The sequence below is a fragment of the Streptomyces sp. SKN60 genome (assembly GCF_026236535.1).
In the GTDB taxonomy this organism is placed as follows: domain Bacteria; phylum Actinomycetota; class Actinomycetes; order Streptomycetales; family Streptomycetaceae; genus Streptomyces.
This window is the reverse complement of sequence record NZ_JAHTMW010000001.1, coordinates 61,446-74,695: the sequence shown is the minus strand read 5'-3', so window position 1 is coordinate 74,695 and position 13,250 is coordinate 61,446. Positions and strand designations below refer to the sequence as shown.

10 protein-coding genes and 1 tRNA gene are annotated in these 13,250 nt (G+C 70.2%); 7 read left to right on the top strand and 4 right to left on the bottom strand.

Annotated elements, in window-relative coordinates; genetic code table 11:
* Positions 1 to 42 precede the first annotated feature (42 nt).
* The 4 genes from KV205_RS00335 (at position 43) to purM (ending at position 4,599) form a co-directional block, all read left to right on the top strand.
* Positions 43 to 840, top strand: coding sequence for a maleylpyruvate isomerase family mycothiol-dependent enzyme (locus KV205_RS00335; RefSeq protein WP_265861191.1), 798 nt, complete (start codon positions 43 to 45; stop codon positions 838 to 840).
* A 50-nt stretch (positions 841 to 890) separates the two neighbouring features.
* Complete coding sequence (locus tag KV205_RS00330) at positions 891 to 1,745, top strand: META domain-containing protein (protein WP_265861188.1); 855 nt, start codon at positions 891 to 893, stop codon at positions 1,743 to 1,745.
* Positions 1,746 to 1,961: 216 nt separating this feature from the next.
* A complete protein-coding gene (purF, locus tag KV205_RS00325) occupies positions 1,962 to 3,488 on the top strand; it encodes an amidophosphoribosyltransferase (RefSeq protein WP_265861186.1) in 1,527 nt (508 codons plus the stop codon).
* 43 nt (positions 3,489 to 3,531) lie between these two features.
* Positions 3,532 to 4,599: a phosphoribosylformylglycinamidine cyclo-ligase gene (gene purM / locus KV205_RS00320; protein WP_265861185.1), complete on the top strand. Its 1,068-nt coding sequence runs from the start codon at positions 3,532 to 3,534 to the stop codon at positions 4,597 to 4,599.
* A gap of 127 nt (positions 4,600 to 4,726) precedes the next feature.
* Here purM and KV205_RS00315 read toward each other — a convergent pair whose 3' ends face one another.
* Both KV205_RS00315 and KV205_RS00310 read right to left on the bottom strand, forming a co-directional pair.
* Positions 4,727 to 4,981 (bottom strand): DUF3073 domain-containing protein, encoded by a 255-nt coding sequence (locus KV205_RS00315; protein WP_265861184.1) that lies wholly within the window; start codon positions 4,979 to 4,981, stop codon positions 4,727 to 4,729.
* Between the two features lie 321 nt (positions 4,982 to 5,302).
* Positions 5,303 to 6,391: a Glu/Leu/Phe/Val dehydrogenase dimerization domain-containing protein gene (locus KV205_RS00310; RefSeq protein ID WP_265861183.1), complete on the bottom strand. Its 1,089-nt coding sequence runs from the start codon at positions 6,389 to 6,391 to the stop codon at positions 5,303 to 5,305.
* 154 nt (positions 6,392 to 6,545) lie between these two features.
* Between KV205_RS00310 and KV205_RS00305 the strand changes: the two genes are divergently transcribed.
* Together KV205_RS00305 and bldC are read left to right on the top strand one after the other, a co-directional pair.
* Positions 6,546 to 7,406 carry a hypothetical protein gene (locus tag KV205_RS00305; protein ID WP_265861182.1) on the top strand — a complete coding sequence of 287 codons (861 nt, stop codon included), beginning with the start codon at positions 6,546 to 6,548 and terminating at the stop codon, positions 7,404 to 7,406.
* Positions 7,407 to 7,919: 513 nt separating this feature from the next.
* Positions 7,920 to 8,126: a developmental transcriptional regulator BldC gene (gene bldC, locus KV205_RS00300; RefSeq protein ID WP_003949541.1), complete on the top strand. Its 207-nt coding sequence runs from the start codon at positions 7,920 to 7,922 to the stop codon at positions 8,124 to 8,126.
* Positions 8,127 to 8,555: 429 nt separating this feature from the next.
* Here the strand turns inward: bldC and KV205_RS00295 are convergent.
* Both KV205_RS00295 and hrpA read right to left on the bottom strand, forming a co-directional pair.
* Positions 8,556 to 8,629, bottom strand: a tRNA-Asp gene (locus KV205_RS00295).
* A gap of 93 nt (positions 8,630 to 8,722) precedes the next feature.
* Complete coding sequence (gene hrpA, locus KV205_RS00290) at positions 8,723 to 12,727, bottom strand: ATP-dependent RNA helicase HrpA (RefSeq protein ID WP_265861181.1); 4,005 nt, start codon at positions 12,725 to 12,727, stop codon at positions 8,723 to 8,725.
* Between the two features lie 118 nt (positions 12,728 to 12,845).
* Here hrpA and KV205_RS00285 point away from each other — a divergent pair, with 118 nt between their 5' ends.
* The gene (locus KV205_RS00285) at positions 12,846 to 13,223 is read left to right on the top strand and encodes a hypothetical protein (protein WP_265861180.1); all 378 of its coding nucleotides are present in this window, start codon (positions 12,846 to 12,848) and stop codon (positions 13,221 to 13,223) included.
* Positions 13,224 to 13,250 lie beyond the last annotated feature (27 nt).

The window sequence follows — 13,250 nt, the reverse complement described above, 5'->3', positions numbered from 1 at the left end:
CTCCCGTCCTTTCCTTCCCAGTCTCGGCGTTAGCCTCGGCCCATGCCACCTGCCAAGAAGCGCGCCCGCAGCTACGACTCCGCCCGGACCCGGGCGGCCGTCCTGGCCCAGTTCCGGAACGTACGGGAGGCGGTGAGCGCGCTGACGCCCGAGCAGTTGGAGGGGCCGACGCGGCTCGGCGAGTGGACGGTACGGGAGCTGGCGGCGCACCTGACGATGGTGCTCGCGTCCCTGGCCAGGAAGCTCACGGAGCCCGAGCCGGCGCGGCGGGAACTCGCCCTGGTCGACTGGCCCCTGGCCACGGCGACGGCGGCGCGGAGCATCGACGAGGACACCCGGGCGATCGGCACGGGCGATCTGCCGGAGCTGTACGCGCGGACGCTCGCGCGGTACGAGGAGGCGATCGCGGGCGTGTCGGACGAGCGGCTCGTCCCGACCCGGTTCGGCGCGATGCGGCTCGGCGACTTCCTGGTCACCCGGACCGTCGAACTCGTCGTCCACACCGACGACCTGAACGCGGCGACCGGGCCCGACGTCCCGGACGTCCCCTTCGACCGGCAGGCGCTCGCCGCCTGCGTCCGCCTCCTCGCCGACACCCTCGCCGCGAAGGCCCCCGGCGGCGCGGTGGAGGTGCGGATCCCGCCGTACGCGGTGGTGCAGTGCGTCGAGGGCCCCCGGCACACCCGGGGCACCCCGCCGAACGTGATCGAGACGGACCCGCTGACCTGGGTGCGGCTCGCGACCGGGCGGGCGGACTGGGCGGTGGAGCTGGACGCGGCGCGGGTCAGCGCGAGCGGGGAGCGGGCCGATCTGGGTGGGCTGCTGCCGCTGATGGGCTGACCCGGGGCCGTGGACCGGAACCGTATGGCTGCGGCCTCCGTCCCACCGCCATGAAGAAGCCCCGCGTCCTCGCCGGAACCGCCGGAACCGCCGGAACCGCCGGAACAGCTCTCGCTCTTCTCCTCCTTCTCTCCGCCTGCGGTACGGGACAGGGCACGGGCCCCGGCGGCGGCGCCGGCTCGCCCGATCTGCCCGTCGCGGGCACCTCGTGGACGATCGCCGCGGCCACGGTGGACGGCGTCCGCTCGGTCGCCCCGGCCGGTGCGCAGCTGGACTTCGAGAAGAACGGCCAGGCCCACGGCACCTCCGGCTGCAACGGCTTCGGCGCCGACGTCGCCGTGAAGGGCGACACCCTCACCGTCTCCCCGGGCCCGGTCACGGCCATCGGCTGCCCCGACGACCGGCAGCGGTTCGAGACGGCGCTGCTCAAGGCGTTCACCGGCGAGCTCAAGGGGAAGCAGTCGGGGACGTCGCTGGTCCTCGCCTCGGCCGACGGGCGCAACAGCGTGGAGCTGACCGCCGAGGCGGACGCGCCGCTGCTCGGCACCACCTGGAAGGTCGACGGCCTCGTCTCGGGAGGCGACGACGACGGCACGGCCTCCTCCCTGCCGGCCGGCAGCGGGTCCAAGGCGCGGCTCGTCCTCGGCGCCGACGGCCGGGCCACCGGCAACCTGGGCTGCAACAACTTCTCCGCCGCCGTCCGCGTCGACGAGAAGGCCCGGACCCTGACCGTCGAGGGCCCGACGGCGACGACCCGGATGATCTGCACGGGCCCGGAGATGGCCCTGGAGACGCGGCTGTACGAGCTCCTGGACGGCCCGCTCTCGTATCGGCTGAACCACCGAACGCTGACCCTCACCGACGCCTCGGGCGAGGGCCTCACGGCGACCGCGACCGCCCGCTGAGCGGACGCGGACTGCGGCGTCCGTCACATCGCGGGGCGGCCCCGGGCCTGGTACGAGCGTCCGCTCGCCGGGTCCCGTGGGCCGGAATCCCTTACCCCGCCTGCTTCGTAGCCCTCTCCGAGCCGGAGTTGATCTCCTCGTGCGATCGCACGAGTATCCCCACCTCCGCATTTCCTCAATTCGGACCAGTGGGCGAGCCCGTCTACACTCGGAAACGTGCCACGCGGAGACGGTCGACTCAATCACGATCTGCTCCCCGGTGAGAAAGGCCCCCAGGACGCTTGTGGCGTCTTCGGTGTCTGGGCTCCGGGTGAAGAGGTCGCAAAGCTCTCGTATTTCGGGCTCTACGCCCTCCAGCATCGGGGTCAGGAATCCGCGGGAATCGCGGTGAGCAACGGCTCCCAGATCCTCGTCTTCAAGGACATGGGACTTGTCTCCCAGGTCTTCGACGAGACTTCTCTCGGTTCCCTTCAAGGTCATATCGCGGTCGGTCACGCCCGCTACTCGACCACCGGGGCTTCCGTGTGGGAGAACGCGCAGCCGACGTTCCGGGCGACCGCCCACGGCTCGATCGCGCTCGGCCACAACGGCAACCTGGTGAACACGGCGCAGCTCGCCGAGATGGTCGCCGACCTCCCCAAGAAGGAGGGCCGGTCCACCCAGGTCGCCGCCACCAACGACACCGACCTGGTCACCGCGCTGCTCGCGGGCCAGGTCGACGAGGACGGCACGCCGCTCACCATCGAGCAGGCGGCCGCGAAGGTCCTCCCCGAGGTCCGGGGCGCCTTCTCCCTCGTCTTCATGGACGAGCACACCCTCTACGCGGCCCGTGACCCGCAGGGCATCCGCCCGCTGGTGCTCGGCCGGCTGGAGCGCGGCTGGGTGGTCGCCTCCGAGTCCGCCGCCCTCGACATCTGCGGCGCCAGCTTCGTCCGCGAGGTCGAGCCGGGCGAGCTGATCGCGATCGACGAGAACGGCATCCGTACCTCTCGATTCGCGGAAGCGAAGCCCAAGGGCTGTGTCTTCGAGTACGTGTACCTGGCGCGCCCCGACACCGACATCGCAGGCCGGAACGTCTACCTCTCCCGCGTGGAGATGGGCCGCCGGCTCGCCAAGGAGGCGCCCGTCGAGGCCGACCTGGTGATAGCGACGCCGGAGTCCGGCACCCCGGCCGCGATCGGCTACGCGGAGGCCTCCGGCATCCCGTTCGGCGCCGGCCTGGTCAAGAACGCGTACGTCGGCCGGACCTTCATCCAGCCCTCGCAGACCATCCGCCAGCTGGGCATCCGGCTGAAGCTGAACCCCCTCAAGGAAGTCATCAAGGGCAAGCGCCTGGTGGTCGTCGACGACTCGATCGTCCGCGGCAACACCCAGCGCGCGCTGGTCCGGATGCTCCGCGAGGCCGGCGCCGCCGAGGTCCACATCCGGATCTCCTCCCCGCCGGTCAAGTGGCCCTGCTTCTTCGGCATCGACTTCGCCACCCGCGCGGAGCTGATCGCCAACGGCATGTCGGTCGAGGAGATCGGCACGTCGCTCGGCGCGGACTCGCTCTCGTACATCTCGCTCGACGGGATGATCGAGGCGACCACCATCGCCAAGCCCAACCTCTGCCGGGCCTGCTTCGACGGCGAGTACCCGATGGAGCTTCCGGACCCCGAGCTGCTCGGCAAGCAGCTCCTGGAGACCGAGCTGGCCGCCGGCCCCGCCGCCACCGCGGCCGCCGACGCGCTCCGCCGCCCGTAAGACCCCCGCAGTACCGCAGTAACGACACGAAAGCTCTGAACCCATGTCTCAGACCACCGGTGCCTCCTACGCGTCCGCGGGCGTCGACATCGAAGCGGGCGACCGCGCCGTCGAGCTCATGAAGGAGTGGGTGAAGAAGACCCAGCGCCCCGAGGTCCTCGGCGGCCTCGGCGGCTTCGCCGGCTACTTCGACGCCTCCGCCCTCAAGCGCTACGAGCGCCCGCTGCTCGCCTCCGCCACCGACGGTGTGGGCACGAAGGTCGACATCGCCCGTCAGATGGGCGTGTACGACACCATCGGCCGCGACCTGGTCGCCATGGTCATGGACGACATCGTGGTCAGCGGCGCCGAGCCGCTGTTCATGACGGACTACATCTGCGTCGGCAAGGTGCACCCCGAGCGGGTCGCCGCCATCGTCAAGGGCATCGCCGAGGGCTGTGTCCTGGCCGGCTGCGCCCTGGTCGGCGGCGAGACCGCCGAGCACCCCGGCCTGCTCGGCCCGGACGACTTCGACGTCGCCGGCGCCGGCACGGGCGTCGTCGAGTACGACCGGCTGCTCGGCTCGGATCGCATCCGTACGGGTGACGCCGTCATCGCGATGGCGTCCTCCGGTCTTCACTCCAACGGGTACTCGCTCGTCCGGCACGTGGTCTTCGACCGCGCCGGCATGGCCCTCGACCAGCAGGTCGAGGAGTTCGGCCGGACCCTCGGCGAGGAGCTCCTGGAGCCCACCAAGATCTACTCCCTGGACTGCCTGGCGCTCACCCGCACCACCGAGGTGCACGCCTTCAGCCACATCACCGGCGGCGGCCTGGCCGCCAACCTGGCCCGGGTGATCCCGGACGGCCTGCACGCCGTCGTGGACCGCTCGACCTGGACCCCGGGCGCCGTCTTCGACCTGGTCGGCACGGCCGGTCAGGTGGAGCGCCTGGAGCTGGAGAAGACCCTGAACATGGGCGTCGGCATGATGGCCGTGGTCCCCGCCGAGTCCGTGGACGCGGCCCTGACCACGCTGGCCGACCGCGGGGTCGACGCGTGGGTGGCCGGCGAGATCACGGAGCGCGGCGACAAGGCGACGGGCGCCGAGCTGATCGGCGACTACGCCAAGTAGGAGCAGCTACGGAAAAGGGGGCCCTCAGGGGCCCCCTTTTCCGTTGGTCGCATGCCGTTCCCGATGGTCACGGACAGCGCAGAAACCCGGTCCGGTTACCCCGGACCGGGTTTCCATGTTCAGAAGGTCAAGCGCGACGCTGAGTGGACGCCGGACCGGACTCGTCGTCCTCGTCCTCGTCGTCCGTGTTGTAGAGATCCGCGTACTGCGCGTACGGGTCGTCTTCCTCGTCGTCGTCCTCGAACGGCTCGCCATTCGGCGGCTGGCTCGAAGTCGAAGCGCCCAGCTCGTTGGCCAGACGCGACAGGTCAGTCCCGCCGCTGCTGTACTTCAGCTGGCGGGCGACCTTGGTCTGCTTGGCCTTTGCCCGGCCGCGCCCCATGGCTCGACCCCCTCGGTGACGGGGCTCTCTGGCCCCAGAGTCTTGACACGCGTTCATGATCCGGAACGGACTCTCGAAAGAGAGACCGGTCCGTAGGGCTTCAACGGTACCTGTTTCCGTCGGTCTACGGTACGCCGCGCGCATCACATACCCCGGTACAGAACCATCGAGGTGCCCCGTCCTCGCTGGTCAATCGCGATTTTAACCTCTTCTTGAGGTCCGACCCGCCGAACGGCGTGAGCGAAGTCTCGCGAAAGCCCCGCGAATCGCCCACGCCGTTTGATCGATCATCGGGCCGGACCTGTCAAGCCCGGGCCGGGCTCAGGCCTGACGTGCCTCGGCCATCCGCTGCTCGGCGATCCGGTCGGCCGCCGCGGCCGGCGGAATTCCGTCCGACTTCGCACGTGCGAAGATCTCCAGGGTGGTGTCGAAGATCTTCGTGGCCTTGGCCTTGCAGCGGTCGAAGTCGAAGCCGTGCAGCTCGTCGGCGACCTGGATCACGCCACCGGCGTTGACCACGTAGTCGGGCGCGTAGAGGATGCCGCGCGCCTCCAGGTCCTTCTCGACGCCGGGGTGGGCCAGCTGGTTGTTGGCCGCGCCGCAGACGACGGTCGCGGTGAGCACCGGGACGGTCGTGTCGTTGAGCGCGCCGCCCAGGGCGCACGGGGCGTAGACGTCCAGGCCCTCGACGCGGATCAGCGCGTCGGTGTCGGCGACCACGGTGACCTGCGGGAACTTCTCGGTGATCCGGCGCACCGACTCCTCGCGCACATCGGTGATCACGACCTCGGCGCCGTCGGCGATCAGGTGCTCGACCAGGTAGTGGCCGACCTTGCCGACACCCGCGACGCCGACCTTGCGGCCGCGCAGGGTGGGGTCGCCCCACAGGTGCTGCGCGGAGGCGCGCATGCCCTGGAAGACGCCGAAGGCGGTGAGGACGGAGGAGTCGCCGGCGCCGCCGTTCTCGGGGGAGCGGCCGGTGGTCCACTGGTTGGTCCGGGCGACGACGTCCATGTCGGCGACGTAGGTGCCGACGTCGCAGGCCGTCACGTAGCGGCCGCCGAGGGAGGCGACGAAGCGGCCGTAGGCGAGGAGCAGCTCCTCGGTCTTGATCTGCTCCGGGTCGCCGATGATGACGGCCTTGCCGCCGCCGTGGTCGAGACCGGCCATGGCGTTCTTGTACGACATGCCGCGGGAGAGGTTGAGCGCGTCGGCGATCGCCTCGGCCTCGGTGGCGTACGGGTAGAAGCGGGTGCCGCCGAGGGCGGGGCCCAGAGCGGTGTTGTGGAGGGCGATGACGGCCTTGAGGCCCGTGGTGCGGTCCTGGCACAGCACGACTTGCTCGTGGCCGCCCTGCGCGGAGTGGAACAGGGTGTGCACTACGTCGGGCACGCCGGTCACATCGGTCACGGTGGTGACTCCCAAGTAAGAAGCGGCGGAAGGTCCCCCCTGTGGGTGGGGGTGGGACCAGGTCGCCATGAGGGTAAGTCCTACCTGGCCGTAGCAGGGGCGCAGTGCTGAGGATCACCCCCTCGCGGAGTACGCGCGTGGAAGGATTTGCGACATGTCGGTCCCCTCCTCGGTGCTCGTCCCCTATGCCGCCTATCTGCGGGTGTACGAGCCGCTGGCCGCGTTCCCGGAGCCGGAGCGGGGCCACTGGGCGCGCTACGCGCGGCGGGCGGACCCGCCGGGCGTCCAGGACGAACTGCGCCGCTCGCTGGCGGACTTGGTGCCGGTGCCGCCGGTCCCGGTGCCGGTGCACGAGAGCGCGGACGCCTTCGTGGCGGAGGTCGACGGGGTGGTCCTGGTGTGTCCGTGGCGGACCCGGCTGCGCGGCTGGCTGGCGATGGAGGAGCTGGTGGGCGGCACGCTGCCGGCGCCGGTCCTGGACGCGATGCTGCCGCCGGTGGTGCGGGCCCAGGCGGCGGCGGACCACGAGCGGTGGCTGGAGCGGAACCCGGACGCGCGGCCGTGGATCCGCAGCGCGGTGTGGCGGGTGCCGCCGGCCTGGTTCGCGCTGTTCGCGGACGAGGAGCGGGAGTACGAGCCGGGTGCGGGCGCGGGTGCGGGGGAGGGGGCCGGGCCGGTGTTCCGTTACCGGACGCCGATGGTGCAGGCGCGGCGGCGGCTGGCGCGGGCGCTGAAGGCGCTGCGCGCGGCGATCGCGGAGGGGCCGATGACGGAGAGTCTGATCGAGGTGGGGCGCTGGCTGGAGGAGTTCCATCCGCGGGCCCTGGTGGAGCTGGACTACGGCGGTCTGGTGCACGTCCTCCCGGCGGAGGCGCTGGACGCGGACCGCTCGGCGGCGGACGTGGCGGCCGGGATCGAGGCGCTGCGGGCGGGTGACGGGCCGGGCGCGCAGGAGGCCTACGGGCGGTTCGCGGAGCGCTGGAAGGCCGTGCACAACCTGCAGTTCGCCAATTGATCATCGACAGGACATGTCGACCTGATGTAAATGATCTTCATGGCTGGACGCCGGCTCCTGCCGTCGGGTAGGACGTTGGTCCCGATCCGGGCCTTTGACCCAAGCGTGACGGACAGCACTTAACGCACCCTTGCGCCCATCGCCCACCCTCGTGCCAAAATAGGACAAGGAGTCCGGGGAGGGTTCCTTCCGTCCAAGTATGGGCGGAACGCTCGACATTGCACTCTATGGGGGGTCTGAGGACTCCTGATCGCTCTGTGACTGATCGTCACAGTGGCGTGACTGTCCGTTATGGCATGGTCCATCGACTTCCGCCGCTGATGAACACCTGCGAGGGCAATTCCATCGGTTTGGCCGACGTGGCTGGACGGATGGTGTAGTTGTAGTGCCGAGGACAAGCCGTTCGTCCTATAACCGACTCGACCCGCTTCCGCCATTTCGGGCAAGGCGGGTCAAGGTGCAGAATTTAGAGGAAAGAACCGAGATGGTTCGGTTCTCCCGAGGAGGCCGCTCATGACCGCTCGCACCCCTGATGCCGAGCCGCTGCTGACCCCTGCCGAGGTTGCGACCATGTTCCGCGTGGACCCGAAGACGGTGACTCGCTGGGCCAAGGCCGGCAAGCTCACGTCCATCCGCACCCTGGGTGGACACCGCCGGTACCGCGAGGCCGAGGTCCGCGCCCTGCTGGCGGGCATTCCGCAGCAGCGCAGCGAGGCCTGAGGCGCCCGCGACACGCGCAACACCCCGTAACACCCTGCAGTACCGGGCACTTCCGGGTCCCCCAACCCGGGCCGCTCACCCCAAGCTCTGCCGACGCGCGACCTGCCCCAACAGGTCCCCCGTCATCGATCGCACTGGACTCCGCCGGGTCCGGTGCGATCTTTTTATGTCCCGGTTCACCCGCGTAGACCGGGTGCAATTGCACATATTAAATCTGGGGCATGTAGGAGGGGTGTAAGTTCGGCCGTTCCGAAAACTGATTGAGTGACACCCGTCACATCGTCAAAGCCTTGCCCCAGAACAGCCTTCCACCCCAAGGGGGCCCGCCGCCACGGCGATGGTCACTCCTTGGGGGGACCTTGGTCCCTGGCTCCCGGGAACGCAAGAAGGCCCGCACCGATCGGTGCGGGCCTTCTCGTTTCTCTGCTGCGACTCTGACGGGACTTGAACCCGCGACCTCCACCTTGACAGGGTGGCGAGCTAACCAACTGCTCCACAGAGCCATCGCAGCCGGTGAACCGTGGCTGCGAGGAAAAGAGTACAGCAGGTCAGGGGGTGCGGTCGAACCGGCTGCCGGACCGGCTTACCGCCCGGGTCTACCGGGCGGGCTGCGGCACGGCCGCGTCGATCGCCTTCACGATCCGCTTGTCCGACACCGGGTGCGCCGTGCCGAGCGCGTGCGCGAAGTAGCTCACCCGCAGCTCCTCGATCATCCAGCGGATGTCCGTGACCGAGGACGGCACCGGGCGCCCCTTCGGGAGCTGTTCGAGCAGCCAGGCGTACTCGTCCAGCATCTCGTGCACCTTCTCCATCCGGGTGGTGTCCCGCTGCACGCCCGTCGGCATCTGCTGCAGCCGCCGGTCCGCCGCCACCAGGTAGCGCATCAGGTCCGGCAGCCGCTTCAGACCCGTACGGGTCACGAAACCGGCCGGCATCAGCCAGGAGAGCTGCGTACGCACGTCCTGGAGGTTACGGAGCAGGGCGGGGCTGTTCGTGGCCTTCAGGCGCCGCTCGCAGGCCTGCCAGGCGGCCAGCACCTGCTGGACCTGGCTCACCGTCCGTACGGTCAGCTCCACCAGATCGGCGCGCACCTTGTCGTACAGCTTCCGGAAGGACTCCTCGTCCCACACCGGGCCGCCGTGGTCCGCGATCAGCCGGTCGGCGGCGGCGGTGGCGCAGTCGTCGAAGAGGGCCTGGATCGAGCCGTGCGGGTTGGCCGACAGGGCGAGCTTCTGCTGGTTGGTCAGCCGGTCGGAGGCGAACTTCGCCGGGTTCACCGGGATGTTCAGCATGATCAGCTTCCGGGTGCCCCGCCACATCGCCTCCGCCTGCTCCTCCTCGGTGTCGAAGAGCCGCACGGCGACGCTGTCGCCCTCGTCGACCAGGGCCGGGTAGGCCTTGACCGGCTGCCCGCCGCGCTTGGTCTCGAAGACCCGGGTGAGCGTCCCGATCGTCCAGTCCTTCAGGCCCGTGCGCTCCAGGGAGGGCCCGGAGCCGTCCCGGCCGCCCGTGGCCGCCGCGGCGGCCTTGGAGAGCGCCTGGCGGGCCTTCGGGCGCAGCTTCAGCTTCAGCGCCTCCAGGTCCTTGTCCTCGGCCAGCTTGCGGCGCCGCTCGTCGACGATCCGGAAGGTGATCTTGAGGTGCTCGGGGACCTTCGCCCAGTCGAAGTCCTCGGCCGTCAGCGGCACGCCGACCATCCGCTGCAGCTCGCGCGTGAGCGCCGACGTGAGCGGCTCCTGCACGGGCACGACGGCGTCGAGGAACCGGCCGGCGAAGTTCGGCGCCGGCACGTAGTGGCGGCGGATCGGCTTCGGGAGGGAGCGGATGAGCTCCGTGACGACCTCTTCCCGCAGACCGGGGATCTGCCAGTCGAAGCCCTCGTCGGTGACCTGGTTGAGCACCTGGAGCGGTACGTGCACGGTCACGCCGTCCGCGTCCGCGCCCGGCTCGAACTGGTAGGTCACCCGGAACTTCAGCGCGCCCTGCCGCCACGAGTCCGGGTAGTCGGCCTTGGTGACCGCCCCCGCCTTCTCGTTGATCAGCATCTCGCGCTCGAAGTCCAGGAACTCCGGCTCCTCGTGGCGCTTGTGCTTCCACCACGAGTCGAAGTGCGCCCCGGACACGACGTGTTCGGGCACCCGCTTGTCGTAGAAGTCGAAGAGCGTCTCGTCGTCGACCAGGATGTCCCGGCGGCGGGCCCGGTGCTCCAGCTCCTCGACCTCGGTGAGCAGCTTGCGGTTGTCGGCGAAGAACTTGTGGTGGGTGCGCCAGTCGCCCTCGACGAGCGCGTTGCGGATGAACAGCTCGCGGGAGACCTCGGGGTCGATCCGGCCGTAGTTCACCTTGCGGTCGGCGACGATCGGCACGCCGTACAGCGTGACCTTCTCGAAGGCCATGACCGCGGCCTGGTCCTTCTCCCAGTGCGGCTCGCTGTACGTCTTCTTCACCAGGTGCTGGGCCAGCGGCTCGACCCACTCGGGCTCGATCCGCGCGTTGACCCGGGCCCAGAGCCGCGAGGTCTCCACCAGCTCGGCGGACATGACCATCCGCGGGGCCTTCTTGAAGAGCGCGGAGCCGGGGAAGATCGCGAACTTGGCGTTGCGGGCGCCCAGGTACTCGTTCCGGCCGCCGCCGCCCTCGCGCTTCGGATCCCGGCCGCCGTCCCTCTTCGCGCCGTCCTTGGACTCCTTCACGTCCTTCAGACCGACGTGGGAGAGCAGGCCGGAGAGGAGGGAGACGTGGATGGACTGCTCGGGCGCGTCCTCCTCGTTGAGGTGGATCCCCATCTGCTTGGCGACCGTGCGCAGCTGGGAGTAGATGTCCTGCCACTCGCGGATCCGCAGGAAGTTCAGGTACTCCTGCTTGCACATCCGGCGGAAGGAGGACGATCCGCGCTCCTTCTGCTGCTCGCGGACGTAGCGCCAGAGGTTCAGGAAGGCGAGGAAGTCGCTGGTCTCGTCCTTGAAGCGGGCGTGCAGCTGGTCGGCCTGCGCCTGCTTGTCGGACGGCCGCTCGCGCGGGTCCTGGATGGACAGCGCCGCCGCGATCACCATGACCTCGCGGACGCAGCCGTTGCGGTCGGCCTCCAGGACCATCCGGGCGAGCCGCGGGTCCACCGGCAGCTGGGACAGCTTGCGGCCGGTGTCCGTGAGCCGCTTGCGCGGGTCCTTCTGCGCCGGGTCGAGGGCGTGCAGCTCCTGGAGGAGCTGGACGCCGTCCCGGATGTTGCGGTGGTCCGGCGGGTCGATGAAGGGGAACTTCTCGATGTCGCCGAGGCCGGCCGCGGTCATCTGGAGGATGACGGAGGCCAGGTTCGTCCGGAGGATCTCCGCGTCCGTGAACTCGGGACGGGTGAGGAAGTCGTCCTCCGAGTACAGCCGGATGCAGATGCCGTCCGACGTACGGCCGCAGCGGCCCTTGCGCTGGTTGGCGCTGGCCTGGCTGACCGGCTCGATGGGCAGCCGCTGCACCTTGGTGCGGTGCGAGTAGCGCGAGATGCGCGCGGTGCCCGGGTCGATCACGTACTTGATGCCGGGGACGGTGAGCGAGGTCTCCGCGACGTTCGTCGCGAGCACGATCCGGCGGCCGGAGTGCGCCTGGAAGACCCGGTGCTGCTCGGCGTGCGACAGCCGGGCGTACAGGGGGAGGATCTCCGTATTGAAGAGTTTCTTCTTGGTCAGCGCGTCCGCCGTGTCACGGATCTCCCGCTCGCCGGAGAGGAAGACCAGGACGTCGCCCGGTCCTTCCTTCTGCAGCTCGTCGACGGCGTCGCAGATCGCGGTGATCTGGTCCCGGTCCGCCTCGTCGCTGTCCTCCTCCAGGAGCGGGCGGTAGCGGACCTCGACCGGGTACGTACGCCCGCTGACCTCGACGATCGGCGCGTCGCCGAAGTGGCGGGAGAAGCGCTCGGGGTCGATGGTCGCGGAGGTGATCACGACCTTGAGGTCGGGGCGCTTCGGCAGCAGCTGGGCCAGATAGCCGAGCAGGAAGTCGATGTTGAGGGACCGCTCGTGGGCCTCGTCGATGATGATCGTGTCGTAGGCGCGCAGCTCGCGGTCCGTCTGGATCTCGGCGAGCAGGATGCCGTCCGTCATCAGCTTCACGAAGGTCGCGTCGGGGTTCACCTGGTCGGTGAACCGCACCTTCCAGCCGACCGCCTCGCCGAGGGGCGTGCGGAGCTCCTCCGCCACGCGCTCGGCGACCGTGCGGGCGGCGATCCGGCGGGGCTGGGTGTGCCCGATCATGCCCCGGACGCCCCGGCCCAGCTCCAGACAGATCTTCGGGATCTGCGTGGTCTTGCCGGAGCCGGTCTCACCGGCGACGATCACGACCTGGTGGTCGCGTATCGCCTCGGCGATCTCGTCCTTCTTCTGCGAGACCGGGAGCTGTTTGGGGTACGTGACGGGGGGCACGCGGGAGGCGCGCCCGTCGACGCGCTCCTTGGCCTTGGCCGCCTCGACGGCGATCTCGTCCAGGACGGCCTCGCGGGCCTCGGGCTTGCGGATGCGGCGGGCGCCTTCGAGACGGCGGCCGAGCCGGTGCGAGTCCCGCAGCGAGACCTCGGCCAGGACGGTCTGGAGGGCGGCGAAGGAAGTAGACATACGGGATCCAGGATCGCACCTGCGGCGGAGAAGCGGCGAACCGATTTACGAGGGCTGCGCCACGCCTCTGCGTAGTATTTCGGACACACCGCCCAGCACCGCCCCGAAAGGTTTCCGCATGCCTCGCATTCCGGTCCCGCGCGCCGTTGTGGCGTTCGCGGCGCTCGCGGGGCTGGTGCTGGGGCTTGTGGTGTGCGGGGCGGTGAGCGCGGCTGGGGCGATGGGCGTCGCGGAGTCCGTGCAGGCCGGTCCGGTGCTCTCGGGCCCCGCCGCTCCCGGCTGCGGCCAGAGCCACGGCGCCGAGGAAGGCGCCGCCGCCCCCGCCGTACCGCCGCGCGGGCACGCCTTCGGCGAGCTGCTGCCGGCGCTCGCGGGGGAGCGGACGCCGTGCGGGGCCTGGGGCGCGGACCAGGACGTGGTGGACGTACGGGCGGGGCGGGCGCCGCCGGAGCTCGTACCGCCGTCACCGATGGAGCTGTCGATCCTGCGGGTCTAGTCGGGCGCCTTTCCTTCGCCGTCCGTC

Excerpts from the sequence above, each read along its gene's own strand:
- KV205_RS00335 (WP_265861191.1), top strand. The coding sequence starts at position 43 with ATGCCACCTGCCAAGAAGCGCGCCCGCAGCTACGACTCCGCCCGGACC.
- KV205_RS00330 (WP_265861188.1), top strand. The coding sequence starts at position 891 with ATGAAGAAGCCCCGCGTCCTCGCCGGAACCGCCGGAACCGCCGGAACC.
- purM (WP_265861185.1), top strand. The coding sequence starts at position 3,532 with ATGTCTCAGACCACCGGTGCCTCCTACGCGTCCGCGGGCGTCGACATC.
- KV205_RS00315 (WP_265861184.1), bottom strand. The coding sequence starts at position 4,981 with ATGGGGCGCGGCCGGGCAAAGGCCAAGCAGACCAAGGTCGCCCGCCAG.
- KV205_RS00305 (WP_265861182.1), top strand. The coding sequence starts at position 6,546 with ATGTCGGTCCCCTCCTCGGTGCTCGTCCCCTATGCCGCCTATCTGCGG.
- bldC (WP_003949541.1), top strand. The coding sequence starts at position 7,920 with ATGACCGCTCGCACCCCTGATGCCGAGCCGCTGCTGACCCCTGCCGAG.
- hrpA (WP_265861181.1), bottom strand. The coding sequence starts at position 12,727 with ATGTCTACTTCCTTCGCCGCCCTCCAGACCGTCCTGGCCGAGGTCTCG.
- KV205_RS00285 (WP_265861180.1), top strand. The coding sequence starts at position 12,846 with ATGCCTCGCATTCCGGTCCCGCGCGCCGTTGTGGCGTTCGCGGCGCTC.